Origin of the sequence: Kitasatospora sp. NPDC057940 (assembly GCF_042887425.1) — a bacterium.
Lineage (GTDB): Bacteria > Actinomycetota > Actinomycetes > Streptomycetales > Streptomycetaceae > Kitasatospora.
The window spans coordinates 35,092-59,203 of the sequence record NZ_JBHVPH010000004.1; the positions used below are offsets into that span (position 1 = coordinate 35,092).

The 24,112-nt window shown below is 74.6% G+C and carries 20 protein-coding genes; 9 read left to right on the forward strand and 11 right to left on the reverse strand.

The window, feature by feature from the left end; all coding sequences use genetic code 11:
- Positions 1 to 11: 11 nt before the first annotated feature.
- The 3 genes from ACFVTF_RS08425 to ACFVTF_RS08435 form a co-directional block, all read right to left on the reverse strand.
- Entirely contained in the window at positions 12 to 659 is a 648-nt protein-coding gene (locus ACFVTF_RS08425; RefSeq protein WP_387810876.1) for an NAD(P)-dependent oxidoreductase, read from the reverse strand.
- Positions 660 to 940: 281 nt separating this feature from the next.
- Positions 941 to 1,327, reverse strand: a complete 387-nt coding sequence (locus ACFVTF_RS08430; protein ID WP_387810879.1) for a VOC family protein — start codon at positions 1,325 to 1,327, stop codon at positions 941 to 943.
- 4 nt (positions 1,328 to 1,331) lie between these two features.
- The gene (locus tag ACFVTF_RS08435) at positions 1,332 to 1,958 is read right to left on the reverse strand and encodes a GNAT family N-acetyltransferase (RefSeq protein ID WP_387810882.1); all 627 of its coding nucleotides are present in this window, start codon (positions 1,956 to 1,958) and stop codon (positions 1,332 to 1,334) included.
- Between the two features lie 166 nt (positions 1,959 to 2,124).
- Between ACFVTF_RS08435 and ACFVTF_RS08440 the strand changes: the two genes are divergently transcribed.
- Positions 2,125 to 3,663 carry an AMP-binding protein gene (locus ACFVTF_RS08440; protein WP_387810884.1) on the forward strand — a complete coding sequence of 513 codons (1,539 nt, stop codon included), beginning with the start codon at positions 2,125 to 2,127 and terminating at the stop codon, positions 3,661 to 3,663.
- 49 nt (positions 3,664 to 3,712) lie between these two features.
- Here ACFVTF_RS08440 and ACFVTF_RS08445 read toward each other — a convergent pair whose 3' ends face one another.
- Positions 3,713 to 4,495, reverse strand: a complete 783-nt coding sequence (locus ACFVTF_RS08445) for a LuxR C-terminal-related transcriptional regulator (protein ID WP_371516377.1) — start codon at positions 4,493 to 4,495, stop codon at positions 3,713 to 3,715.
- Positions 4,496 to 4,654: 159 nt separating this feature from the next.
- Here ACFVTF_RS08445 and ACFVTF_RS08450 point away from each other — a divergent pair, with 159 nt between their 5' ends.
- Positions 4,655 to 5,482: a TIGR03084 family metal-binding protein gene (locus tag ACFVTF_RS08450; RefSeq protein ID WP_387810886.1), complete on the forward strand. Its 828-nt coding sequence runs from the start codon at positions 4,655 to 4,657 to the stop codon at positions 5,480 to 5,482.
- Between the two features lie 85 nt (positions 5,483 to 5,567).
- Here the strand turns inward: ACFVTF_RS08450 and ACFVTF_RS08455 are convergent, their stop codons facing one another.
- The 3 genes from ACFVTF_RS08455 to ACFVTF_RS08465 all read right to left on the reverse strand — a co-directional run bounded on the left by ACFVTF_RS08455 (position 5,568) and on the right by ACFVTF_RS08465 (position 11,272).
- The gene (locus ACFVTF_RS08455) at positions 5,568 to 8,801 is read right to left on the reverse strand and encodes an error-prone DNA polymerase (protein WP_387810888.1); all 3,234 of its coding nucleotides are present in this window, start codon (positions 8,799 to 8,801) and stop codon (positions 5,568 to 5,570) included.
- Between the two features lie 83 nt (positions 8,802 to 8,884).
- Positions 8,885 to 10,549 carry a DNA polymerase Y family protein gene (locus ACFVTF_RS08460; RefSeq protein ID WP_387810891.1) on the reverse strand — a complete coding sequence of 555 codons (1,665 nt, stop codon included), beginning with the start codon at positions 10,547 to 10,549 and terminating at the stop codon, positions 8,885 to 8,887.
- Between the two features lie 3 nt (positions 10,550 to 10,552).
- Complete coding sequence (locus tag ACFVTF_RS08465) at positions 10,553 to 11,272, reverse strand: hypothetical protein (protein ID WP_387810893.1); 720 nt, start codon at positions 11,270 to 11,272, stop codon at positions 10,553 to 10,555.
- A gap of 261 nt (positions 11,273 to 11,533) precedes the next feature.
- Here ACFVTF_RS08465 and ACFVTF_RS08470 point away from each other — a divergent pair, with 261 nt between their 5' ends.
- From ACFVTF_RS08470 to ACFVTF_RS08485, 4 genes are all read left to right on the forward strand, one after another.
- The gene (locus ACFVTF_RS08470) at positions 11,534 to 12,019 is read left to right on the forward strand and encodes a hypothetical protein (RefSeq protein WP_387810896.1); all 486 of its coding nucleotides are present in this window, start codon (positions 11,534 to 11,536) and stop codon (positions 12,017 to 12,019) included.
- A 93-nt stretch (positions 12,020 to 12,112) separates the two neighbouring features.
- Entirely contained in the window at positions 12,113 to 12,703 is a 591-nt protein-coding gene (locus ACFVTF_RS08475) for a DinB family protein (RefSeq protein WP_387810899.1), read from the forward strand.
- 208 nt (positions 12,704 to 12,911) lie between these two features.
- Complete coding sequence (locus ACFVTF_RS08480) at positions 12,912 to 14,051, forward strand: SUKH-4 family immunity protein (protein WP_387810902.1); 1,140 nt, start codon at positions 12,912 to 12,914, stop codon at positions 14,049 to 14,051.
- A gap of 40 nt (positions 14,052 to 14,091) precedes the next feature.
- Positions 14,092 to 14,466, forward strand: coding sequence for a hypothetical protein (locus ACFVTF_RS08485; RefSeq protein WP_371516385.1), 375 nt, complete (start codon positions 14,092 to 14,094; stop codon positions 14,464 to 14,466).
- A gap of 3 nt (positions 14,467 to 14,469) precedes the next feature.
- On the opposite strand, the gene ACFVTF_RS08490 is transcribed toward ACFVTF_RS08485, so the two are convergent.
- Positions 14,470 to 15,846, reverse strand: coding sequence for an MFS transporter (locus ACFVTF_RS08490; protein ID WP_387810905.1), 1,377 nt, complete (start codon positions 15,844 to 15,846; stop codon positions 14,470 to 14,472).
- Positions 15,847 to 16,181: 335 nt separating this feature from the next.
- Between ACFVTF_RS08490 and ACFVTF_RS08495 the strand changes: the two genes are divergently transcribed.
- The 3 genes from ACFVTF_RS08495 to ACFVTF_RS08505 all read left to right on the forward strand — a co-directional run bounded on the left by ACFVTF_RS08495 (position 16,182) and on the right by ACFVTF_RS08505 (position 19,479).
- On the forward strand, positions 16,182 to 16,949 hold the full coding sequence (locus ACFVTF_RS08495; protein WP_387810908.1) for a MerR family transcriptional regulator: 768 nt from the start codon (positions 16,182 to 16,184) through the stop codon (positions 16,947 to 16,949).
- A gap of 370 nt (positions 16,950 to 17,319) precedes the next feature.
- The gene (locus ACFVTF_RS08500) at positions 17,320 to 18,351 is read left to right on the forward strand and encodes an isopenicillin N synthase family dioxygenase (RefSeq protein WP_371516389.1); all 1,032 of its coding nucleotides are present in this window, start codon (positions 17,320 to 17,322) and stop codon (positions 18,349 to 18,351) included.
- Positions 18,352 to 18,645: 294 nt separating this feature from the next.
- On the forward strand, positions 18,646 to 19,479 hold the full coding sequence (locus ACFVTF_RS08505; RefSeq protein WP_387810912.1) for a MerR family transcriptional regulator: 834 nt from the start codon (positions 18,646 to 18,648) through the stop codon (positions 19,477 to 19,479).
- Between the two features lie 3 nt (positions 19,480 to 19,482).
- Here ACFVTF_RS08505 and ACFVTF_RS08510 read toward each other — a convergent pair whose 3' ends face one another.
- Genes ACFVTF_RS08510 through ACFVTF_RS08520 form a run of 3 tightly spaced genes read right to left on the reverse strand, consistent with a single transcriptional unit; the run spans position 19,483 to position 24,111 of the window.
- Complete coding sequence (locus ACFVTF_RS08510; protein ID WP_387810915.1) at positions 19,483 to 21,675, reverse strand: 3-hydroxyacyl-CoA dehydrogenase NAD-binding domain-containing protein; 2,193 nt, start codon at positions 21,673 to 21,675, stop codon at positions 19,483 to 19,485.
- Between the two features lie 38 nt (positions 21,676 to 21,713).
- On the reverse strand, positions 21,714 to 22,928 hold the full coding sequence (locus ACFVTF_RS08515) for an acetyl-CoA C-acetyltransferase (RefSeq protein ID WP_371516392.1): 1,215 nt from the start codon (positions 22,926 to 22,928) through the stop codon (positions 21,714 to 21,716).
- Between the two features lie 40 nt (positions 22,929 to 22,968).
- Complete coding sequence (locus ACFVTF_RS08520) at positions 22,969 to 24,111, reverse strand: acyl-CoA dehydrogenase family protein (protein ID WP_387810919.1); 1,143 nt, start codon at positions 24,109 to 24,111, stop codon at positions 22,969 to 22,971.
- Between the last annotated feature and the right edge of the window lies 1 nt (position 24,112).

Here is a 24,112-nt window from a genome sequence, read left to right on the forward strand (position 1 = left end):
GTGACTGAGGGTTACAGCGCGCAGCAGGTGAAGCGCTCGCCGATGTGCTCGGGCTGCTCGACCTCGTCGACCAGGACGACCGCGTAGTCCGGCACCGAGATCCGGCTGCGCCCGGCGGCATCCGTGAGCAACTGCTCCAGGCCCGTCCGGTAGCGGCCGGTCCGCTCCCCCGGGCCGATCTCGGCGGCCGGGCTGAGCACCGTCCAGCGGACGTCGGAGACCGCCCGGTAGAAGTCCAGCGCCGCGCCGTGCGCGTGCATGATCTCCAGCACCGGCTCCGGCAGCCCCGGCGTGTCCCAGACCAGCACCCCCGGCGCGGTCTCCAGGCTGCCCGCGCCGCCGACCGCGATCAGCCGGGGTGCGGCGTCGCCGAGCGAGCGCAGGCCCTCCACCAGCGAACGGGCGGCCGGGCCGATCAGCGCCAGGTGGCCCGGGCCGTCGCCACCGCCGACCGCGCTCACCAGGACGTCCTGGCCGGCCGCCACCCGGGCCACCTGGGCCGGGTCCAGGACGTCCGCGCGTTCGACGAAGGCCGCCTCACCCCGGTAGTGGTCCGGGTCGCGGACCACCGCGGTGACTTCGTGCCCGCGCGCGGCCGCCTCCGCGACGATGGCACTGCCGATGGTGCCGTTGGCGCCGATCACGGCGATCCTGGCCATGGGGTACCTGCCTGTCTCTCGGGTGGTGGGGGTCGGGGAAGGTCGCCGCGACGTGGCATCAGCCAGGTTCGATTATCGGACGGTTCCCCTGCGACGGCCCGAGACGTCGGCCTGTCGTGTGACGGGTGCACCCGGCGGGGCGAAACGAACGGCCGCCAGGTCCTCGTGGACCCGGCGGCCGGTCGTTCAGGCGGTGGCCCAGGCGGTGGCCCAAACGTTGGGCCAGACGGTGGCCCGGGCAGTGCTCAGGCGGTGGCTCAGGCGGTGGCTCAGGCGACGACTCAGGCGTTGCCGGTGGCGATGCGCTCGGCCTGGCTGCGCTCGACGCACAGCTCGTTGCCCTCGGGGTCGCCCAAGGTGACCCAGCCCTTGCCGTCCGGGGTGCGGTGGTCGCCGAGCACCGTCGCGCCCAGTGCGACCAGGCGCTCCACCTCCTCGTCCCGGCTGCGGTCCTGCGGCTGGAGGTCGAGGTGGACCCGGTTCTTCACCGACTTGCCCTCGGGCACCCGGATGAACAGCAGCGAGGCGCCCGCGGACTCCACCACCGCCTCCTCGTCACCCGGGTTGTCGTCCTCGCCCAGGGTGCCGTCCAGCGCCTGGGCCCAGAACTGCGCGAGGCCGTACGGGTCGGCGCAGTCGATCGTCACGTGTCGTACCAGAGATCCCATCCGGCTACTCTGACCTGCCGTGTTCGGTTCCGTCCAGCCTTTTCCTGGAGTGCCGGTGGCCGTCCAGCGGGAACTCCGGCGGCAGGGCCGTCAGCACCTCCTGGAAGGCGTAGCCGCTCTTCTCCGCGACCCGGCAGGAGGCCGGGTTGTCCACCTGGTGCAGCAGGTCGATCCGGACCAGGCCGTCGTCGGCGAGCACCTCGAAGGCCCAGGCGGTGAGCGCCACCACCGCGCGCGGGGCCACCCCCCGGCCGCGGGCCGCGGCCGCCGTCCAGTAGCCCACCTCGGCCGCCTCCCCGCCCGGGGTGCCACGCTTGAGCGCGACGTTGCCGAGCAGTTCGCCCGTACCCGGCTCCAGCACCGCGAAGCTGTACCGGCGGCCCTCCGCCCGGCCCCGGTACTGCAGCCCGAGCCAGTGCGCGGCCTCCTCGGCGTTCCCCACCGGGGTGCGGGTGAAGCGGCGCAGCGTCTCGTCCCGGTAGGCCTCGATCAGGGCCGGTGCGTCCGCGTCCTCGAAGGGGCGCAGCAGCAGGCCCTCGGCCCTCGGGTGCGCGGCGACGGGGGCGGTCACCGCAGCCCCCCGGCGCGGTCCCCCGGCCCCGTGGACGGTGCCCGGTCGTTCGTCGTTCATGGTGCTTCTCCCCGTGGGTGCATGGCCGTTCGCTGCGATCTTCCTAGCAGGCTGCCGACCGACCGGGTGGCTCGGGTCGGGTCGACTCAGGTCGGGGATTCCCTCCCGCAGGCGACACCCCCGATCGGGGGTGTCCGGCGGGCGGGTGGGAGAGGACAGTGGGCGCATGCAGATTCCACTCTCCGTGATGGACTTCCTCGACCGGGCCGAGCTGGTCTACGGCGACCGGGTCGGCATCGTCGACGAGCCGGTGCAGCCGGCCGAATCCTGGGGCGAGCTGAGCTACCGCCGGGTCGCCGAACTGGCCCGGGCGCAGGCGGCCGGGCTGGACCGGCTGGGCGTCGGGCCGGGCGAGCGGGTCGCCGTCGTGTCGCACAACTCGGCCCGGCTGCTGACCTCCCTGTTCGGGGTGAGCGGGTACGGGCGGGTGCTCGTCCCGGTGAACTTCCGGCTGAAGGCCGAGGAGGTGGCGTACATCGTCGAGCAGAGCGGCGCGTCCGTGCTGCTGGTCGACCCCGAACTCGCCGACGCGCTGGGCGGGGTGGCGGCCAAGCACAAGTTCGTGCTCGGCACGGACAGCGACGCGCTGCTGTACGACTTCGACCACTCCCCCCGGCGGTACGAGATCACCGAGAACGACACCGCCACGATCAACTACACCAGCGGAACCACCGCCCGCCCCAAGGGCGTTCAGCTCACCCACCGCAACATCTGGCTGAACGCGGTACTGATGGGCCTGCACTACGGCGCCGGCGACCGGGACGTCTACCTGCACACCCTGCCGATGTTCCACGCCAACGGCTGGGGCCTGCCGTTCGCCCTCACCGGGCTCGGCGCCCGGCACATCGTGCTGCGCAAGGTGGACGGCGCGGAGATCCTGCGCCGGGTCGAGCGGCACGGGGTGACCTTCCTCAGCGGCGCGCCCGCCGTGGTCCAGATGGTGCTGGACGCGGCCGCCGAGTGGGACGGCCCGGTGCCGGGCCGGGACCGGGTGCGGATCGTGGTGGCCGGCGCGCCGCCGCCGACCTCGGTGGTGCAGCAGGTCGAGTCCGCGCTGGGCTGGGAGTTCATGCAGCTCTACGGCCTGACCGAGACCTCCCCGGTGGTCACGGTCAACCGCTCGCGCGCCGAGTGGGACGCCCTGCCCGCCGCCGAACGGGCCGAGAAGCTGGTGCAGGCGGGCGCCCCGGCGCTCGGCACCCGGCTGCGGGTCGACGCCTCCGGCGAGGTCCTGGTGCGCTCCAACACCGTGCTGGACGGCTACTGGCAGCAGCCCGCGGCCACCGCCGACGCCCTGCGGGACGGCTGGTTCCACACCGGCGACGGCGGCGTCCTCGGCGAGGACGGCCAACTGACCATCTCGGACCGGAAGAAGGACGTCATCATCAGCGGCGGGGAGAACGTCTCCTCGATCGAGGTGGAGGACTGCCTGTACGGCCACCCGGCGGTCGCCGAGGCCGCGGTGATCGGAGTGCCGCACGAGAAGTGGGGCGAGACCGTCAAGGCGCTGGTGGTCCTCCGGGAGGGCCAGGGGCCCGTCACCGAGGCCGAGTTGATCGCGCACTGCAAGCAGCGGCTGGCCGGCTACAAGTCGCCCACCTCGGTGGAGTTCCGGGCGGCCCTGCCGCGGACCGCCACCGGGAAGCTGCAGAAGTTCCGGCTGCGCGAGCCGTACTGGACGGGGCGGGAGCGGCAGGTCGGCTGAGGCGCGCCTGGTCGGCCGGTCGGGCGCGTCCGCCGGCCGACCAGGCGCCTCACCGGTCGACCAGGCCGGACTCGCGTGCCGCCAGGGCGAGTTCGGTGCGGTTGCGGACACCGAGCTTGTGCATCGCGGACTTCAGGTAGCCCGTCACGGTGTTGCAGGTGAGGCCCAGCCGGGCGGCGATCTCCGGGTTGGTCCGGCCGGTCGCCGCCCAGCGCAGCACCTCGTGCTCGCGCGGGGTCAACGGCCTGACGGGGGCGGCCCGTCGGGGCGGCGCGGACTGCCAGGCGGCCGCCCCGGCCAGGGCCCGGGTCGCCGTCGCGGCCAGTTCGCCGACGGCGGCGATCCGCACGTCCCCGAACGGGACGACGGCGCGCAGCGACGCGTACACCACGCCGTACACGGTGTCGCCGTGCAGCAGCGGCACGGTGAGCATCGCGTACAGGTCCTCGGCGCTGACGGCGGCGTCGTGGTCGTGCGAGATCGTGGTGGCGGCACGGTAGTCGGGCACCCAGCTGGGCGCCCGCTCGGCCAGTGCCCGCCCGCCCAGGCCGGTGCCGGTCGGGACGGCCCGGTCGTGCAGCAGGTCGGCCCGGGTGCCGGCCCAGTGGCGCAGCACCATGCCCGCGTCGCTCCCCCGGGGCCCGGACGGCGGCTGCGGCACGCCGACCAGTCCGACGTCGGCCCCGCACTCGGCCACCACCCGCCGGGCGAGGTCGCCGAGCACGGCGTCCCGCACCAACTCGGCGGCGCGGGCGGCGAGCCCGGGATCGTCCGAGTGTGCCGGAGTGGTGAGGGTGTCCGCGGCCCCGGGGCCCGTCTTCGCCCTTGTCATCGCGAGATTGTCACACGCGGCACGGCCGCTGGCGAGAGTGCTGACGTGGGTGTTCCCCGCGTCTTCGACGGAGTGGCGGGCGCGGCGGCCGGGCCGGGCGTAGGGTGCGGCCGTGGCTTACCGGCGGGTAACGCGCCGGACCCGTAAGGAGGGAAGGCGATGACGGACCCGAACACCCCGACGACGCCCGCGGCGAGCGTCCTGACCGCGCTGCTGGACGACCTGCGGGCCGAGAGCGCGGCGCTGGACGCCCTGGTGGCCGGGCTGGACCCGGCCGGCTGGGCGCGCCCGACGCCCGCCGAGGGCTGGACGATCGCGCACCAGATCGCCCACCTGGCCTGGACCGACGACTGGACGGCGCTGGCCGCGCGCGACGCGGACGGCTTCGCCGCCACGGTCGACGAGCGCTTCGGCACGCTGCTGGCCGCCGGCGTCGACCCGGTGGACGAGGGCGCGGCCGGCGGCGCGGCCGCCGCACCCGCGGACCTGCTCGCCCGCTGGCGCGCCGGCCGGGAGGAGGTGTCGGCCGCGCTGGCCGCCACCCCGGCCGGCACCCGGCTGCCGTGGTTCGGCCCGCCGATGAAGCCCGCCTCGATGGCGACCGCCCGGCTGATGGAGACCTGGGCGCACGGCCAGGACGTCGCCGACGCGCTCGGCGCCGCCCGCGAGCCCACCGCCCGGCTGCGGCACATCGCCCACCTGGGGCTGCGCACCCTCGGCTTCGCGTTCACCCTGCACGGGCTGCCCGCCCCCGAGTCGCCCGTCCGCCTCGAACTGACCGCGCCCGACGGCGGCCTGTGGGTCTTCGGACCGGACGACGCCACCGACCGGGTGACCGGCCCGGCCCTGGACTTCTGCCTCCTGGTGACCCAGCGCCGCCACCGCGACGACCTCGCCCTCACCGCCACCGGCCCCACCGCGACCGCCTGGCTCCCCATCGCCCAGGTCTTCGCCGGCGCCCCGGGCAAGGGGCGGCCGCCCGCCTGAGCCGACCGGGTCGCCGTATGCGGCGGTGCGGACGGCAGGCCCGGAGGCCACCGCCTCGCCCCGCTCGGAGTCCGATCCGCGACTCTCAGAGCCCGATCCGCAGCGGGGTGAGCCGGGTGGCGATCAGGTTGGTGGCGCCGCGGTCGCGCTCGATGCGGCCGTGGACCAGCAGGCCGGCCCGGTCCAGGGCCGTGCGGCGCTGGGACTCCCAGACCGGGCGGTTGCAGACCACGTTGATCAGGCCGGTCTCGTCCTCCAGGCTGAGGAAGAGCACCCCGCCGGCCGTCGGCGGCCGCTGCCGGTGGGTGACCAGGCCGCCGACCACCACCTCCGATCCCGGTGCCGCGTCAGGGAGTTCGGCGGCGGACAGGGCGCCGCCGCGCTCCAGCCGGGCGCGCAGGTGCTGGAGCGGGTGGCTGGTGGCGGAGGTTCCGGTCGCCCACAGGTCGGCGATGGTCTCCTCGACCGGGCTCATGCCGGGCAGCGGCGGCGCCTCCGTCCCGGGCGTGGTCCCCGGGATCAGTGCGGCCGAGATCCCGGCGAACGCCCCTGCCGTCCACAGTGCCTGACGTCGCGTCAGGCCGAAGCGGTCGAAGGCGCCCGCCGTCGCCAGCGCCTCCAGCGCCGGCGCGGGCAGACCGGTGCGGCGCGCGAAGTCCTCCAGGTCGGCGTACGGCTGACCGGCCGCGATCGCCGCGGCCTGCGGGGCGCCGATGCCGCGCACCGTCTCCAGGCCCAGCCGGATCGCCGGCTGCGGGCGGCCCGCGGTCAGCGGCGGCTCCGGCGTCGGCCCCCGGTACGGCTCCAGGGTGGGGCGCGGCGCGCTGGCGTTGACGTCCACCCCGCGCACCCGCACGCCGTGCCGCCGGGCGTCCGCGACCAGGCTCAGCGGCGAGTAGAAGCCCATCGGCTGGTTGGCCAGCAGGGCGCAGGTGAAGGCCGCCGGGAAGTGGTACTTGAGCCAGGCGCTGGCGTACACCAGGTAGGCGAAGCTGATCGCGTGGCTCTCCGGGAAGCCGTAGTTGGAGAACGCCTCGATCTTGCCGTAGACGTCCTCGGCGACCTCCTCGGGGATGCCGCGCTCGGCCATCCCGCCGAGCAGCCGCTCGCGCAGCCGGGCGACCCGCTCGTGCGAGCGCTTGGCGCCCATCGCCTGCCGCAGCCGGTCCGCCTCGGCGGGCGTGAACCCGGCGCAGTCGATGGCGAGTTGCATCATCTGCTCCTGGAACAGCGGCACCCCGAGGGTCTTGCCGAGCGCGTTCTCCATCAGCGGGTGCGGGCAGCCGGCCGGTTCGGCGCCCGCCCGGCGGCGCAGGTACGGGTGGACGGAGCCGCCCTGGATCGGGCCCGGCCGGATCAGCGCGACCTCGACCACCAGGTCGTAGAAGTGGTCCGGCTTGAGCCGGGGCAGCGTCGCCATCTGGGCCCGCGACTCGACCTGGAACACGCCGACGGTGTCCGCCCGGCGCAGCATCGCGTACACGCCCGCGTCGCCGTCCGGGATGGTGGCCAGGTCGTAGCGCAGGCCGTGGTGCTCGGCGACCAGGTCGCAGGCGTCGTGCAGCGCGGCGAGCATGCCGAGGCCGAGCAGGTCGATCTTCACCAGCCCGGCGCCGGCCGTGGACTCCTTGTCCCACTGCAGCACCGAGCGCCCGGGCATCCGGGCCCACTCGGTCGGGCAGATCTCGCCGATCGGCTCCCTGGTGAGCACCATGCCGCCCGAGTGGATGCCCAGGTGGCGCGGCAGGCCGTGGAGTTGGCCGGCGAGCGAGAGCACGTCGGCGGGGATCACGGCGTCCGCGCCGGGCGCGGAGCGGAAGTCGGTCTGCCGGCTGAACGCGTCCACCTGGCCCTGCGGGTAGCCGAGCACCCTGGCCGCGTCGCGGATCGCCAGCCGGGGCCGGTAGGTGATCACGTTGGCGACCTGCGCGGCGTGCTCGCGGCCGTAGCGGCGGTAGACGTACTGGATGACCTCCTCGCGGCGGCGGTTCTCGATGTCCAGGTCGATGTCGGGCGGACCGTCCCGGGCGGTGGACAGAAAGCGTTCGAACAGCAGCTTGTAGTGGACCGGGTCGACGGCGGTGATCCCCAGGGCGTAGCAGACCGCCGAGTTGGCGGCCGAGCCGCGGCCCTGGCACCAGATGTCCTGGCTCCGGCAGAAGTCGACGATGTCGTGCACGATCAGGAAGTAGCCGGCCAGGTCGAGGTCCTCGATGACGTCCAGCTCCAGGGCGAGCTGGCGTCGGGCGGCCGCGTTGCCGGGCCCGAAGCGGGCCGGGCCGTCGGCGGCGACCAGGGCGCGCAGGTGGCTGATCTCGCTCTCGCCCTCCGGGACGGGGAAACCCGGGAGCTCCGGGTCCAGCCTGGTGAAGTCGAAGGCGCAGGAACGGCCGAGTTCGGCGGTGGCCCGCCGCACCCCCGGGAAGCGGGCCAGCCGGGCGGCCATCTCCCGGCCGGAGCGCAGGTGCGCGGTGCCCGCGGCCCGCGTCCAGCCGACCGCGTCCTGGAGGGTGCGGCGCCCGTGCAGCGCGGCCAGGCTCTGCGCCAGCCGGCCCTGGGCCGGTCCGGCGTGGTGGGCGTTGGTGGAGGCGACCACCGGGAGGCCCTGCTCGGCGGCGAGCGCGGCGAGGGCGTCATTGCGCCGGTCGTCACCGGGAAGCCACTGGTCGATCAGCTCCACGTGGACGTTGTCGCGGCCGAACGCCTCGGTCAGGGTGCGGAGTTGGTGCCCGGCCGTGCCGTCGTCGAGCTTTGCCGGGACGCGGCCGAGGCGGCAGCCGGTGAGCACCGCCCAGTGCCCGCCGTGCGCCCCGGCCAGTGCCGCGAGGTCGTACGCCGGGCGGCCCTTCGCGCCGCCGGCCAGTTGGGCGGCGGCGATCGCGGCGGACAGGCGGCGGTAGCCGGCCGGGTCGCGGGCCAGGACCAGCAAGTGTTCCACCTCCGTGCTGTCGTGACGGATCGTCAGTTCAGCGCCGAACGCGGTGGCCACGCCCGTCCCCCGGGCCGCCTCGGCCAGCCGGACCGCGGCGTACAGGCCGTCGTGGTCGGTGATCGCCAGCGTCTCCACGCCCAGCCGGGCCGCCTCGGCGACCAGGTCCTCCGGGTCGCTGGCGCCGTCCAGGAAGCTGAAGGCGGAGTGGACGTGCAGTTCGGCCCAGGGCTCGCCGGCGTCGACGGGGGCTCCAGAAGCTGGGACTTCGGGGGCGGGCTCCTTCTGGGCGGGGCGGCGCAGGGGGACGACCGTACGGTCCGGCGCGGCGCCGGTCAGGCGGCGGTGCAGCTCGCTCCAGGGGAGGGTGGGGTGGCTGGTGAAGCCCATCGGGGGTCGCCTTCGTTCTCGCGGTTCGTCACCTCTCCCCCCTCGGATCCCCCCCCACGGATCCCCCCACGGGTCGGCGGCCGTCAGTCGTAGCCGGCCTCCAGGTACCACGCGCCCCCCTCCACCGTGAGCAGCAGCGCCCGGCCACCGCCCAGCACGACCTGGAACCGGGCCCGGCGGCGGGCGAGCGACTGGTCCCACCAGTACTCGACCGCCGGCCAGGGGCCGGTCCAGCCGTCCACCCGTTCCTGCCGCCCCTGCCGCCCCTGCTGCCCCTGTTCCTCCCGGCCCGACGGGCCCTCGTGGAACACCACCAGGGCCGGCCGGGCCGACACCCCCGCCCGGCCGTCCACCGTGACCGGCAGCCCGGCCTCGTCCAGCACCCGCACCGGCACCGGCTCCCGCAGCACCACCGCCGGCCACACGTCCGGCAGCCGCCCGGGCCAGGGCGCGCCGGCCGGCCCCGCCGCCTCGTACGGCTCGCCCCACGGCACCTTGACCGCCTGCTCGCCCGGACCGCGCCCGCCGGCCGGCTCGATCCGGCGCAGCCCGGCGTGCCCGAGCACCGCCTGCACCCGGGCCACCGCGCGCTCCACCCGGTCGTCCGCGACCGCCTGGCCCCACAGCGCCAACTGGCGGCCCTGGTCCGGGGAGAGGCCGTCGGGGGCCAGCCGGAGCAGGGCGAACCCGGCGTCGGGCGCCTCCCCGGACGCGGCGAACGTGCCCGCGCCCTGCCAGGCCTGGAGCTGCCAGCGGACCCGCTCGGCCAGTGCCGTCGCCGACAGCCCGCCCTCGTGCCGCCACAGCCGCGAGGCCGTCCGCCCGTCCGCGCAGGCCACCTCGACGGCCACCCGGCGGCAGGTCAGCCCGGCCCCGGCCAGCCGCTGGTGCAGCTGCTCGGCCAGCGTGCGGGCGACGAACACCAACGGCTCCGCCAGCGGCTCGGGCGGGTCGAAGCGCTGCTCGACGGCGAGGTCCGGCTCCTGGTCGCGCGGCACCAGCGGGCGCGGCTGCAAGCCCCGGGCCAGCCGGTGCGCCACCGCCCCGGCCGGGCCGAAGCGGTCCGCGACCGCCTCGGGCGGCAGCGCGGCGAACGCCCCGACGGTCGGCAGGCCGAGCCGCCCCAGCACCTCCGCCAGCGCCTCGTCGCCGAGCACGCCCACCGGGTACGGCGCGAGGAACTCCGCCGTCCGCCCGGCCGGCACCAGCACTCCGGCGCGGGCGGCGAGCACGGCGGCGAACAGTCCGTCGGCGACCCCGACCTGGGCGGGCGGGGGCAGCGCGTGCCCCGTCGCAGGGGTGGCGTCCGTACCGGGCACGGCGACCACGCCGGGGGCGGCGTCCGGTACCGGCTCCCGCGCCAGCGCGTCCGCCACCGCCGTCCGGACCTTGGCCGCCAACGCCTCCTCGCCGCCGAAGTAGCGGCCCGGCCCCTTCACCGGGATCGCGCACAGGCCCGGGCGGACCACCTCCACCCGGGGCGTGAACGCCTCCACCGCCGCGACCACCGGCTCGAAGCGGCCGGTCTCCGCCTCCGGATCGCGGTCGCGCAGCTCCAGCGCCGGGCAGAGCCGCTGGGCCAGCTTGAGCCGCTGCCCCTGCCGCACCCCGGCCGCCCGGGCACCCGCCGAGCAGGCGAGGATCCGCCCGCCCTCGGTCACCGCCACCGGGTCGTCGCCGGTGACGGCCGCCACCGGCCAGTCCGGGCACCAGACCACCAGCACCCGCGGTGTCCTGTCGTCCGCCATCGCTCACACCACCGCTACCCGTTCGAGCGGCTGCTCGACGGCCCCGGGCCGCCCCGGAACGGGGCGCTCCAGGACGGGACGCTCCAGGGTCGGCCGGTCCAGGACCGGTCTGTCCAGGACCGGCCGTACCGCGCCGTGCTCGTCCGGCAGCCAGAGCCGGGCGGTCCGCCCGCGCACCGCCGAACCGCGCCCCTCGGCCACCACCTCCACCTGCCGCCCGGCGAGCTGCCCGTAACCGTCCCCCAGCCCGAACCAGCGCCCGGACCGGACCCCGAGCCGCAGAGCCGCCCCCGGCCACAGCCCGGCCACCAGCAGCACGCAGCCGCTGCGCCGCAGCACCGCCGCCAGCCTGGTGGCCAGCTTCGGCGGCACCGGGCCGTCCGGGCGCAGCATGACCAGTTCGACCGCGCCGGCCAGCACCGACACCACCTCGGCCCAGTGCGGCCCCGGGTCGTCCGCGACCAGCAGCCGCCGCAGGTCCAGCCCGTACCCCTCGGCCGCGGCCAGCCCCAGGTCCGGCAGCCCGACGGCCGCCGCCCAACCGCCCTCGGTCTCCTTCACCCCGGCCGCCAGCGCCAGCAGCAGCCCGGTGTCCCCGCCCGCCACCGACACCGCCGTCCCCCGCCGCAGCCCGCCGTCCGGCAGCACCTCCCGCAGCGCCGGCACCACCGGCACCACGCCCCGCCCGACCCGCCCTTCCACCGGCACGGCGGCCGACGCCACCGGCCGGAGCGTCGGTCGCTCGGCGATGGAATCGAAAGCAGGTTCGAAAACGGGCACAACCCCAGGATCGAACATTCGTTCGTAAAGATTCAAGTCCACACCCTCCCCGCCCCACCCGTCACACTCCGTAGTTCCCCCTTGCCGGCCCCTGGGCGCCCCCGCCGCCGGGCACCGCCCGGTCCCGGCGAAGATTGACCGGCGCCCGTGGTGCCGCGACCGCCACGTGATCCGCCACGACAACGACCGAGAGAAGTGGTGACCTTGGGTGAGCAGGTGCCGGCCGACGACCCCGGCGGCGATCCGGACGAGCACGTACGGTTCGCGCGCTACCGCCAGGCCTTCGCCGAAGTCGCCCCGGAGGACGCAGCTGCTCTCGTCACCCGCGTACTCACCGACCCCGACCCGGGGATGGCGAACGGCGCGGTAGGCGAGTACCTCGACCGCAGGGCCGCCGAACTGCTCACGGGCCCCGGCTACCCCGCCTGGTGCCAGCGGATGACCGGGCCCGTCGCGGTGGACGACTTCGCCGCCCAGCGCCTGCGCGAGTGGACGCTGCTGCGGGCGATGGCCCTGGACGAACCGTGGGACACCGGGCAACTGCTCGCCGCGTCCAACTGGCTGCAGCTCCGCACCGCCGAGGAGTCCTCGGCCGGAACCGCCCTGTCCGCGCTGGCCGAGGACGGCCGCACCCGACGCATCCGCAACATTGCCAAGTCCCGGCTGTCGCGATTCCGATCGACGGGTTGATCGACGAGGTTGATCGACGAGGTTGATCGACGAGGTTGATCGGCGGGGCCGGAAATCGGTGGACAGGTCCGACGCGATCAACAGACTGATGCCATGACGGCAACCGACCCCAAGACCGACCTCCGGATCTATCTCCAGGACGCCCGCGACGTCCTGCTGTGGAAGCTCGACGGCCTCTCCGAGTACGACCTCCGGCGCCCGCTGACCCCGACCGGGACCAACCTGCTGGGGCTGGTCAAACACGTCACCGGGGCCGAGGCGATGTACTTCGGCGACACCTTCGGGCGGCCGTTCCCCGAGCCGACGCCGCTGTGGTTCACCGGCGACGCCGAACCGAACGCCGACCTGTGGGCGCGGGCGGACGAGACCACCGAGGAGATCACCGGGCGCTACCGCCGGGTCTGGGCGCACACCGACGCCACCATCGAGGCGCTGCCGCTGGACGCGATCGGCCGGATACCGTTCGGCCGGCGGGCCGAGCAGACCCTGCACCGGGTCCTCGTCCACATGATCTCCGAGACCCACCGCCACGCCGGCCACGCCGACCTCCTCCGCGAACTCGTCGACGGCGCCACCGGCCAGCGCCCGGACGGGATCAACACCGCCCCCGGCGACGCGGCCTGGTGGCAGGCCCACCACGCCCGCGTGGAGCGGGCCGCCCGGGAGGCCGGCGGGCTCGGCTGACCCCGCCCGGTACGACTGGAGCCCTGCGGTGGCGCCTGCGGTGGCTTGCCGGCGCTGGTGTCGGACGGGGCGGCTAGGGTCTGGGGGTCAGGGGTCGGGGCGGTGGAGGGCGGGGGACGTGGGGGGCACGGGGGACGTGGGGGGCACGGGGGACGTGAGGGACGTGGGGTGTGCGCGGGTGGCGGCGGACGGGTTGCCGAGTGGGGTGGTGCACCCGGGGAGCCGGGAGTTCCTGATCCGGGAGGGGCTGCCGCTCTCGGGGGCGTTCCTGGACTTCGGGGTGCTCGGCGACGGGGCGTTGGCGGCGCTGCCGGAGGCGGAGCGGCTGTTCGTCCTGGGCGAGACGGAGTACTGCGCGCCCTTCGCCGCGGCCGGCGGCCTGGTGCTGCTCGACGGAACGACCGGCGAGGTGTTCCTCGGCGGACCGGGCCCGCGGCGGGACCTGCTGGCCTCCGGTCTGCCCGCGCTGGCCGGGCTGGTGCGGGAGGTGGAGGCGGTCGCCGAGTCGGCCCGGCGGGCGGACGCGCTGGACGGGCGGCGCGGCCCCGCGGTCGTCGCCGAGGTGACGGCCGGGGCCGAACGGCGGATGCGGGAGATCGACCCCGGGCTGTTCGGGCGGTCCGCGACGCCGCCCGAACAGACGCCGCCCGCGCAGACGCCGCCCGCGCACTGGGGCACGGCGCTGCTCGTGCGAGCACTGGGCTGGGGCGCGCTGCCGGGCGGTCCGGGCGGTCCGGCGTACGAGGTCGGCCCGGAGCTGGTGGCGGAGCTCGCCGCGCTGACGGGCGAGGAGGGCGGCGCGGGCCTGGTGCACCGCTACCGGGCGCAGGAGCTGCCCGCCGGGCTGGTGCACGAGCCGACCCGGCGGCTGCTGACCGAGATCGGACTGCCGCTGGGCGGGGCGATGTTCGGGGTCTGCGAGGAGCCGCTGGTCACGATGGCGGAGGCGTACCCGGAGTACTTCGACGGCGAGGAGGAGCGCCCGTACCAGCGGGAGTTCCTGGCGCTCGGGGACTGGCCGACGGATCTGACGATCGCCCTGGACGGTGTCACCGGCCGCCTGGAGCTGCCGGACTGGTACGACGACGGCCAACCGGAGGCCTACCTCAACCGCGACCTGTCCGCCCTGCTGTACGCGCTGTGGACGTACGAGCGGCTGCGCGCCGAGTGGGAGCGCTGGGACTGCAGGCGCGGCCGGGACACCTGGGCGGTGTTCGACCCGCAGCCACTGCTGAGCACCGTGGTGGACCGGCTCGTCGAGGCCGTCGACCCGGAGGCGTTCGCCTCGCCCGGGTGCTCGTGGCGGCTGCTCGCCGAGGACGCGCACATGGGCGGCCTGCTCGGGTGATCACCGGGCGCCCCGGACGGTGCGCCGGTACGCTGCCCCGGTGACGAACATCCGTACGGCGACCGGGCGACGGCGGGCGGTGCTGCTCACCTTCAGCGCCGTCCTGTCCCTCGCGGCGGCGGGCTCGCTGTACGGGCTGCTGTACGTGCGGTCGCTGGACTTCGGCGAGCGCTGCGAACAGGGCCTGGTCCCCGGCGGCGGACGGCTGCTGGAGACGGGCGCGTCCTGGCTGCCGCCGGACGCCTGGTGCCGGTTCGAGGACGGGAGCATGTCCACCACGCCGTTCTGGGCGCTGCTGCTGTTCTACGCCCTGCTGACCCTGGTCGTCTGGTCGGTGACCGCGCTGCTGCGGATCTACCGCCCGCGCCCGCACCTGGGGCTGGACTGGCAGCCGGGGCACGGGCCGGGCTGGTAGGCCTCAGGCCTGTCGGGGCTGCGCGGGGAGCCGGGTGGGGGTCTGCGCGGGGGCGGGGACTTCGGAGGCTTCGGTTTCGGCTTCGATTTCGGCGTCGGCTTCGGCTTCGGCTTCGGGGAGCCGGCGGCGGGTGCGGATCGGGGAGAGGAAGACCGGCAGGAAGGCCACCGCGAGGACGGCTCCGCCGCACCAGAGGGTGGCCCGCAGGCCGACGAGTTCGCCGAGCAGCCCGGACAGCGCGGAGCCGATCGCGAGCGCGCCGGTGAGCAGGAAGCGGAAGGTGGCGTTCATCCGGCCGAGGAGCGCGTCCGGGGTCATCCGCTGGCGCAGGCTCACCCCGAGGACGTTGTCCATCCCGGTCTTGAGCGAGACCAGCAGCCAGCCCGCCCCCGCCGCGAACAGCCAGGGGCCGTGCCCGATCAGCGGCACCAGCAGCCCGGCGGGCGCCACGCAGGCGCCGGCCAGGCCGAGCGTGCGTCCGTAGCCGAGCCGGGCGGCGATCGGGCGGGCGCAGCGCGAGCCGAGCAGAATGCCGACCCCGCCGACCGCCCAGAACAGGCCCAACACCCCGGCGGAAAGGCCCAGTTCCCGCACGAACAGCACCGGGAGCAGGGTGTTGACGAGTTGGAAACCCAGGTTGGTGAGGGCCGCGGTGAGGGCGAGCGCGCGCAGTTCCCGGTTGCCGAGGACGTGCCGCAGCCCTTCGGCGATCTGCGCTCCGAGCCCGCCGCCCCTGCCCCTGCCGCTGCCCCTGTCGGCGTCCCCGCCGCCGCTCCTGTCGGCGGTCGGCTCGGGGGCGGGGGTGCGACGCAGCCCGATCAGGCGAAGCGCCGAGCCGAGGTGGCTGAGCGCGGTCGCGACGATCGCGAACGGCGCGGTGAGCAGTTGGACCAGCAGGCCGCCCGCGCCGCGCCCGGCGACGTTGCCGACCGCCATCAGACCGACGACGGCGGCGTTCGCCTGCACCAGGTGCCCGCGGCCGACCAACCGGGGCAGCACGCTCTGCGAGCCGACGTCGAAGAAGACCGTCGCGCAGCCGGCGAGCAGCGCGACCGCGTACAGCTGCCAGAGGGTGAGCCCGCCCAGCCACCAGGCGAGCGGGATGGAGGCGTACAGCGCGGCCTTCACCAGGTCGGCGACGATCAGCACGCGGCGGTGGCGCATCCGGTCCACCCAGGCGCCGGCGGGCAGGCCGATGAGCAGGAAGGCGAGGGTGCTCAGGGTGGCGAGGGCGCCGACCTGCCCCGGGCTCGCGTCGAGCGCCTCGACGGCGATCAGCGGGACGGCGACGTAGCCGACGTTGGTGCCGAGTTGGGCGAGGGCGGTCGCGGTGAAGAGGGTGCGGAAGTCGGCGGTTCGCCAGAGGGAGTGGGGGTGCATGGTCCGTTCAGTCGCGTGCAGCGGTGGGGTTCGGCATGGGGGCTGGGGCCTGGGTCCGGTGACGTTTCGTCAGGGCAACACCGGCGAGTACGACGATCATTCCGGCAACGGTCCGGATCGTCAGTTTCACCGTGAGCCGGTTCCGCGGCCCGGAGCCGGTCCGCGCACTGCATGCCGCAGGGCGCGAGGGAGCCTGGGGACAGCCTGCGCTCGGGTGTCGGCGCACTGGGACGGTGTCGGGGCTTGAAGCTGCCGCAGCGGCAGCTTCTACCGTCGTGACCAGGGCCGGAGGAACCGGCCCCGGTCCAAGCGAACGTGAACGAGGGAGACGGCGCATGGCAGCGGCCTGGTCGATCGCGGAAGTCGTCCGGATGTCGGGCGTGACCGCCCGGACCCTGCGGCACTACGACGAGATCGGGCTGCTGCCTCCGGCCTGGATCGGCTCCAACGGCCACCGCTACTACCAGGAACGGCAGTTGCTCCAGCTGCAACAGATCCTCGTACTGCGGGCGCTGGGGGTCGGGCTGACCGAGATCGCCCGGATCCTGGGCGACCAGGTGGACGAGCTGGAGGCCCTGCGGGACCACCGGCACCGGCTGCTCGCCGAGCGCGACCGGCTGGACACCCTGGCCGCCACCGTCTCCCGCACGATCGCCGACCTGGAACGTTCCCGAGAGGACGGCACACCCATGACCAGCATCAACCGACCGGAGAACCTGTTCGAGGGCATCCAGCCCGGCGACGTCGAGGAGAGCCTGCGGGACTTCCCCGAGCACGCCGAGGCGGCGCGACGCGCCACCGCCGCGATGAGCCAGGCCGACGTCGAGGCCGGACAGCGCGAGCGGACGGCGCGGATGATCCGCCTGGCGGAGCTGCTGGCGGCCGGCCACCCGGCCGACGCCGAGCCCGTGCAGACCCACATCGACGCCGAGTACCAGGCGCTCACCGCGCTCCGGACGGTCTCCGTCGAGGAGTTCCGCGCGATCGCGCGCTCCTGCACGGAGAACGCCCAGTGGAGCGCCGCGTACGAGGCCATCACCCCGGGCCTGGCCGCGTACCAGCGGGCCGCCATGGAGGCGTACGCGGAGGCGCGGCTGGCCTGATTCACCGGCGGGGCGGGGCGGGCCTTCCCCACCACCCCACCCCGCCGTCACCCCTTTCCAGCCCTTGAACGGCCACCGCCAAGTGAGAGGCCGCCCTCCGCCGCAGGGGGCTCGCCCGCTCCGGTCAAGGTCATCTACGCTGGTGACGTGCTCATCCTTGTTCGCCGTCGCCACGTGGACCTGCTCCGCGTGACAAGCATGTCCTGTCGACGCTCCAGCTGAACCTCGCGCCACCCACCCTCAAGGGCAGCCTCCACCCGGCCGCCTCCACCTCCCGGCTTCCGGAGCACCCGCCGCACCAGGCGGTCACTCCGGCCATCCCCCGGTCGATCACCGGGACCGGCCGGGACGAGACCAGCGGATGTCACACATGTCGCAGCAGTACACCCCCATATCCGACTCCCTCCCGGTGATCGACCTCTCGCTCGCCGACGGCGGCCCGGACGACCGCCGCCGGCTGCACGACGAACTCCGTGCCGCGGCCACCGACGTCGGGTTCTTCCAGCTCGTCGGCCACGGCATCACCCCGCAGGAGACGGCCGCGCTCACCGACGCGATGCGCGCCTTCTTCGCCCTCCCCGAGGCCGACCGGCTCTCCGTGAGCAACCTCAACTCCCCCCACTACCGCGGCTACACCCGCACCGGCGACGAGCGCACCGGCGGCAGCCAGGACTGGCGCGACCAGCTGGACATCGGCGCCGAGCTGCCCCCGCACGTCCCCGGCACCGGCGAGCCCCCGTACTGGTGGCTGGAGGGCCCCAACCAGTGGCCCGCGGCGCTCCCCGAGCTGCGCACCGCCGCGCTCGGCTGGATCGACCACCTCAGCGGCACCGCCCGCCGACTGCTGCACGAGCTCCTCACCGCGATCGGCGCCCGCCCCGACTTCTACGACGAGGCCTTCGCCGGCCACCCCCACCTGCGGCTCAAGCTGGTCCGCTACCCCGGCACCGCTCCGGACGGCGCCGGCCAGGGCGTCGGCGCCCACAAGGACTACGGCTTCATCACGCTGCTGCTCCAGGACACCGTCGGCGGCCTCCAGGTCGAGCGCCCGGACGGCACCTTCCTGGAGGTCCCGCCGATGCCGGGCGCCTTCGTCGTCAACCTCGGCGAGCTGCTGGAGGTGGCCACCGACGGCTACCTCAAGGCCACCAACCACCGCGTGGTCAGCCCGGTCGGCGCCCGCGAGCGCTTCTCCGTCCCGTTCTTCTACAACCCCCGCCTCGACGCCCACATCGAGCCGCTGGACTTCCCGTTCGCCCGGCACGCCCCCGGCGCCACCGAGGATCCGGACAACCCGCTGTTCGCCGAGTTCGGCCTCAACGAGTGGAAGGGCTACACCCGGGCCCACCCCGAGGTCACCCGCCGCCACCACGCCGACCTGGCCGACGCCGGCGCCCGGTAGCCCCACGCCGCGGAGGCCGGGACCAGCCGCGCCGCAGCGCAGAAGCAGCGCCGGTCGGAGCAGGCTCCGGCCAGAACAGGTTCCGGCCGGAAGCAGCGCCGCCAGAGGCACCAGCACCCCGAGTCCGCCCCCGCCGCTCCCCAGCGGCGGGGGCGGACTCACGTGCGCGGCGGGCCGCCGTCGCCGGTGGAACAGCCGGTGGACCAGCCCGTGGAACGGCCGGTGGACCAGGGGGACGGGCACTGTCACACTGCTGCTGTCACAGTGGAAGTGTGCCAGTGCAGGAGGCGGCAGATGGGGGAGCTCGGGGCCGTGGGAGACGGGAGCGGGGTGCGGCTGACGGTCGACGAACTGGCGGCGCGGGCCGGGGTGACGGTCCGGACGGTGCGGTTCTACGGGACGAAGGGCCTGCTGCCGCCGCCGGAGCTGGGGCCGCGCCGGGTCGGGCTGTACGGGGCGGCGCACCTGGACCGGCTGGAGCTGATCGAGGAGTTGCAGCGCCAGGGGCTGACGCTGGCCGCGATCGAGCGGTACCTGTCCCGGCTGCCGGAGGACAGCACGCCGCTGGACCTGGCGATCCACCGGGCGCTGGTGGCGTCCTGGACGCCCGAGGCGGCGGAGGAACTGGGCCGGGCCCAGTTGGAGCGGCGGGCCGGGCGGGGGCTGTCGGAGGAACAGGTGGAACGCCTGGTCGCGATGGGGGCGTTGGAGCGGACGGCCGATCCGGAGCTGTTCCGGGTGGATCCGGGCCTGCTGCCGCTGGGGGTGCGGATCCTGGACGTGCCGATCCCGCTGGAGACGCTGCTGGCCGCGCGGGCGGTGGTGCTGGAGCACAGCCGGGCGACGGCCCGGGAGTTGCAGCGGCTGTTCCGGGAGACGGTGTGGCGGCCCTACCGGGAGAGCGAGCCGGCGCCGGACGAGCTGGCCCGGATGAGGGCGCTGACGGACCACATCCAGCCGATGGCGGCGCAGGCACTGGTCACGGCGTTCCAGCGCTCGCTGCGGGAGGAACTCGGCGGGGAGCTGAGCGGGGAGCCGGGCAAGGACCCGGGCGGGGAACCGCAGGAGGAACCGCAGGAGGAACCGGGTGGGGCCGTCCGGCACCCGGCCCCACCCGCCCAGGCCTGACGGTCAGTCGGTGAAGGTGCGCCCCTCCGCCGCGATCCGCTCCAGCAGCGCCGGCGGCGCGAACCGTTCGCCGTAGGCGGCGGCGAGTTCGCGGGCGCGGGCCGCGAAGCCGGCCGGGCCGCCCTCGTACCCGTTGATGTACTGGAACACGCCGCCCGTCCAGGCCGGGAAGCCGATGCCCAGGATGGAGCCCACGTTGGCGTCGGCGACCGAGGTCAGCACGCCCTCCTCCAGGCAGCGCACCGAGTCCAGCGCCTCGCTGAACAGCATCCGCTCCTTGAGGTCCTCGAAGGGGACGTCCTCGAAGGGACCGTCCGCGGCCGGCCGGCCGAAGTGCTCGCGCAGCCCCGGCCAGAGCCGCCCGCGCCTGCCGTCCTCGCCGTACTCGTAGAAGCCGGCGCCGCCGCTGCGCCCGGGGCGGCCGAACTCGTCGACCATCCGGTCGACCACCGCGTCGGCCGGGTGGGGCGTCCAGCCGCCGCCGGCGGCCTCGACCGCGCGCCGGTATTCGTCGCGGATCTTGCGCGGCAGGGTGAGGGTGAGCTCGTCCATCAGCGAGAGCACCTTGGCCGGGTAGCCGGCCTGGGCGGCGGCCTGCTCGATGCTGGCCGGGGGGACGCCCTCGCCGACCATGGCGACGCCCTCGTTGAGGAACTGGCCGATGACCCGCGAGGTGAAGAAGCCGCGCGAGTCGTTGACCACGATCGGGGTCCGGTCGATCTGCCGGACCAGGTCGAAGGCGCGCGCGAGGGCCTCGTCACCGGTCTGCGGGCCCCGGATGATCTCGACCAGGCGCATCTTGTCGACCGGGGAGAAGAAGTGCAGCCCGATGAAGTCCGCGGTGCGCTCGACGCCTTCGGCGAGCAGCCCGATCGGCAGGGTGGAGGTGTTGGAGCAGAGCAGCGCGTCGGGGGCGAGGACGCCCTCGACCTCCTGGAACACCTTGTGCTTGAGCTCGGTGTTCTCGAAGACGGCCTCGATCACCGCGTCGCAGCCGGCCAGGTCCGCGGCCTCGGCGGTGGGGGTGATCCGGGCGAGCAGCGCGTCCTTCTTGGCCTCGGTGGAGCGGCCGCGGGCGATCGCCTTGTCCAGCAGCCCGGCGGAGTAGGCCTTGCCGCGTTCGGCGGCGGCCATGCTCACGTCCTTGAGCACGACCTCGATGCCGGCCTTGGCGCAGGTGTAGGCGATGCCCGCGCCCATCATCCCGGCGCCGAGCACGGCGACCTTGCGGACGAGCCGCTTCTCGACGCCCTGGGGGCGGCCGGCGCCGGAGTTGACCGCCTGGAGGTCGAAGAACAGCGCCTGGATCATGTTCTTGCTGGTCTGTCCGCAGGCGAGCTCGGTGAAGTAGCGGGCCTCGATCGCCATCGCGGTGTCGATGTCGACCTGGGCGCTCTCCACGGCGGCGGCCAGGATGTTGCGCGGGGCCGGGTAGGGCGCGCCGTTCAGCTGCTTGCGCAGGTTGGCCGGGAAGGCGGGCAGGTTGGCGGCGAACGCCGGGTTGGCCGGGGTGCCGCCGGGGATCTTGTGGCCCTTGACGTCCCAGGGCTGGACGGCGGCCGGGTTGGCCTCGATCCAGGCCCGCGCCCGGGCGGTCAACTCCTCCGGGGTGTCGACGAGTTCGTGGATCAGCCCGTGTTCCAGGGCCTGCGCCGGGCGGTACTGGCGGCCCTCCAGGAGGAACTTCAGCAGGGCGTCGGTGATGCCGAACAGCCGTACCGTGCGGACCACTCCGCCGCCGCCCGGCAGCAGGCCGAGGGTGACCTCGGGCAGGCCGAGCCGGCTGGCGGGGTCGTCCAGGGCGATCCGGTGGTGGCAGGCGAGGGCGATCTCCAGGCCGCCGCCGAGGGCGCTGCCGTTGACGGCGGCGACGACCGGCTTGCCGAGGGTCTCCAACTTGCGCAGCGCGCGCTTGATCCGCTGGGACTTCTCGAAGACGGCGGCGGCGTCCTCGGGGCGGGCGGCGGAGAGCAGCCGGAGGTCTCCCCCGGCGAAGAAGGTCTTCTTCCCGGAGGTGACGATCACGCCGCGCAGCCCGTCGGCGGCGGCGAGGCCGGCCAGCCGGTCGACGACGGCGTCGAAGTCGGCGGTGAAGGCCTCGTTCATGGTGTTGACGGACTGGGTCGGGTCGTCGAGGACGAGGGTGACCACGCCGTCCTGGTCCTGCTCCCAGCGGATGGTGGTGGTGTCGCTCATGAGTTCAGGGTCTCCGAGGGGATCCGAGGGACAGTGGGTCAGATGCGCTCGACGATGGTGGCGACGCCCATGCCGCCGCCCACGCACAGGGTGATCAGGCCGTAGCGCAGGTCGCGCCGCTCCAACTCGTCGACCACGGTGCCGAGCAGCATCGCGCCGGTGGCACCGAGCGGGTGGCCGAGGGCGATCGCGCCGCCGTTGACGTTGACCTGCTCGGGCCGGAAGCCCAGTTCGCGGATGAAGCGCAGGGCGACCGCCGCGAAGGCCTCGTTGATCTCGACCAGGTCGATGTCGGCGGCGGTGAGCCCGGCCTTGGCGAGCGCCTTGCGGGTGGCCGGGGCGGGGCCGGTGAGCATGATGGTGGGCTCGGAGCCGGAGACGGCGGCGGAGACGATCCGGGCGCGCGGGCGCAGCCCGTACCGCTCGCCGATCTCCCGGCTGCCGATGGCGACGAGCGCGGCGCCGTCGACGATGCCGGAGGAGTTGCCGGCGTGGTGGACGTGGTCGATGGCCTCGACCCAGTGGTACTTCTGCAGGGCGACGGCGTCGAAGCCGCCGGCCTCGCCGATGCCGGCGAAGGAGGGCTTGAGGCCGGCCAGGGTCTCGACGGTGGTGCCGGGGCGGATGAACTCGTCGCGCTCCAGCACGACCAGGCCGTTGCGGTCGCGGACCGGGACCACCGAGCGGTCGAACAGGCCGTCCGCCTGCGCCTTGGCGGCGCGGGCCTGGGATTCGGCGGCGAAGGCGTCCACGTCGGTGCGGGAGAAGCCCTCGATGGTGGCGATCAGGTCGGCGCCGATGCCCTGCGGGACGAAGTTGGTCTCGTACGCGGTCATCGGGTCCGCGAACCAGGCGCCGCCGTCGGAGGCCATCTTGACCCGGGACATCGACTCGACGCCGCCGGCCAGGATGAGGTCCTCCCAGCCCGAACGGACCTTGGCGGCGGCCAGGTTGACGGCCTCCAGGCCGGAGGCGCAGAAGCGGTTCTCCTGGACGCCGGCCACCGTGTCGGGCAGGCCGGCCGCGATGGCCGCGATCCGGGCGATGTCGGAGCCCTGGTCGCCGACCGGGCTGACCACGCCGAGCACGATGTCGTCGATCGCCGCCGGGTCCAACTCGGGGTGCCGGTTGCGCAGTTCGTGGATCAGGCCGACGACGAGGTCGATCGGCTTGGTGCCGTGCAGCGAGCCGGTGGCCTTGCCCCGGCCGCGCGGGGTGCGGATCGCGTCGTAGACGTACGCTTCGGTGGTCACGGTCAAACGCCTTTCGGGGCAGGGGGTTTCGCGGGAGGTCTCAGCCGAGGACGGACCGGCCGACGATCTCCTTCATGATCTCGGTGGTGCCGCCGTAGATGGTCTGGATCCGGCCGTCGGTGAACGCCCGGGCTACCGGGAACTCGCTCATGTACCCGTACCCGCCGTGCAGTTGGAGACAGCGGTCGGCGGTGCGCTTCTGAAGTTCGGTGGCCCACCACTTGGCCATCGAGGCGTCCACCGGGGTGAGCGCGTAGCGGTTGTGCTCGGTGATGCAACGGTCGACGAAGGCCCGGGTGACGGCGCACTCGGTGGCGAGTTCGGCGATCTCGAAGCGCACGTGCTGGAGCTTGGCCAGCGGGCGGCCGAAGGCCTCGCGCTGCTTGACGTAGTCGGTGGTGATCTCGACCAGGTACTCGGCGCCGGCGATCGCCGCGGCCGCGATGGTCAGCCGCTCCTGGGCGAGGTTCTGCATCAGGTGGACGAAGCCGCCGTTGAGCTCGCCGAGCAGGTTCGCCTTCGGCACCCGGACGTCCTCGAAGAACAACTCGGCGGTGTCCTGGGCCTTCTGGCCGATCTTGTCCAGGTTGCGGCCGCGCTCGAAGCCGAGCGTGCCGCGCTCGACCACCAGCAGGCTCAGCCCGTGCGCGCCGCCCTCGGGGGTGGTGCGGGCGACCACGACCACCAGGTCGGCGAGGATGCCGTTGGAGATGAAGGTCTTGGCGCCGTTGAGCAGGTAGTGGTCACCCCGGTCGACGGCCTGGGTGCGGATGCCCTGGAGGTCGGAGCCGGTGCCGGGCTCGGTCATCGCGATCGCGGTGATCAGCTCGCCGCTGCAGAAGCCGGGCAGCCAGCGGCGCTTCTGCTCCTCGGTGGCGAGCGAGGTGAGGTAGGGGCCGATGATGTCGTTGTGCAGGCCGATGGCCAGCCCGGAGGCGCCGGCCCGGGCGAACTCCTCGGCCAGCACGGCGGCGTAGCGGAAGTCCGGGGCGCCCCCGCCGCCGTACTCCTCGGGGACGGCCATCCCGAGCAGGCCCTGGCGGCCGGCCGCCAGCCAGGCCGAGCGGTCGACGATGCCGGCCTTCTCCCAGCGGTCGTAGTGCGGCAGCACCTCCTTGGCGAGGAAGGCCCGCACGGCGGCCCGGAAGTCCTCGTGCTGCTCGGTGAAGATCTCGCGCTGCAAC

Excerpts from the sequence above, each read along its gene's own strand:
- ACFVTF_RS08425 (WP_387810876.1), bottom strand. The coding sequence starts at position 659 with ATGGCCAGGATCGCCGTGATCGGCGCCAACGGCACCATCGGCAGTGCC.
- ACFVTF_RS08460 (WP_387810891.1), bottom strand. The coding sequence starts at position 10,549 with ATGGCGGACGACAGGACACCGCGGGTGCTGGTGGTCTGGTGCCCGGAC.
- ACFVTF_RS08435 (WP_387810882.1), bottom strand. The coding sequence starts at position 1,958 with ATGAACGACGAACGACCGGGCACCGTCCACGGGGCCGGGGGACCGCGC.
- ACFVTF_RS08495 (WP_387810908.1), top strand. The coding sequence starts at position 16,182 with ATGGCAGCGGCCTGGTCGATCGCGGAAGTCGTCCGGATGTCGGGCGTG.
- ACFVTF_RS08450 (WP_387810886.1), top strand. The coding sequence starts at position 4,655 with ATGACGGACCCGAACACCCCGACGACGCCCGCGGCGAGCGTCCTGACC.
- ACFVTF_RS08510 (WP_387810915.1), bottom strand. The coding sequence starts at position 21,675 with ATGAGCGACACCACCACCATCCGCTGGGAGCAGGACCAGGACGGCGTG.
- ACFVTF_RS08500 (WP_371516389.1), top strand. The coding sequence starts at position 17,320 with ATGTCGCAGCAGTACACCCCCATATCCGACTCCCTCCCGGTGATCGAC.
- ACFVTF_RS08455 (WP_387810888.1), bottom strand. The coding sequence starts at position 8,801 with ATGGGCTTCACCAGCCACCCCACCCTCCCCTGGAGCGAGCTGCACCGC.
- ACFVTF_RS08440 (WP_387810884.1), top strand. The coding sequence starts at position 2,125 with ATGCAGATTCCACTCTCCGTGATGGACTTCCTCGACCGGGCCGAGCTG.
- ACFVTF_RS08445 (WP_371516377.1), bottom strand. The coding sequence starts at position 4,495 with ATGACAAGGGCGAAGACGGGCCCCGGGGCCGCGGACACCCTCACCACT.
- ACFVTF_RS08490 (WP_387810905.1), bottom strand. The coding sequence starts at position 15,846 with ATGCACCCCCACTCCCTCTGGCGAACCGCCGACTTCCGCACCCTCTTC.
- ACFVTF_RS08430 (WP_387810879.1), bottom strand. The coding sequence starts at position 1,327 with ATGGGATCTCTGGTACGACACGTGACGATCGACTGCGCCGACCCGTAC.
- ACFVTF_RS08505 (WP_387810912.1), top strand. The coding sequence starts at position 18,646 with ATGGGGGAGCTCGGGGCCGTGGGAGACGGGAGCGGGGTGCGGCTGACG.
- ACFVTF_RS08475 (WP_387810899.1), top strand. The coding sequence starts at position 12,113 with ATGACGGCAACCGACCCCAAGACCGACCTCCGGATCTATCTCCAGGAC.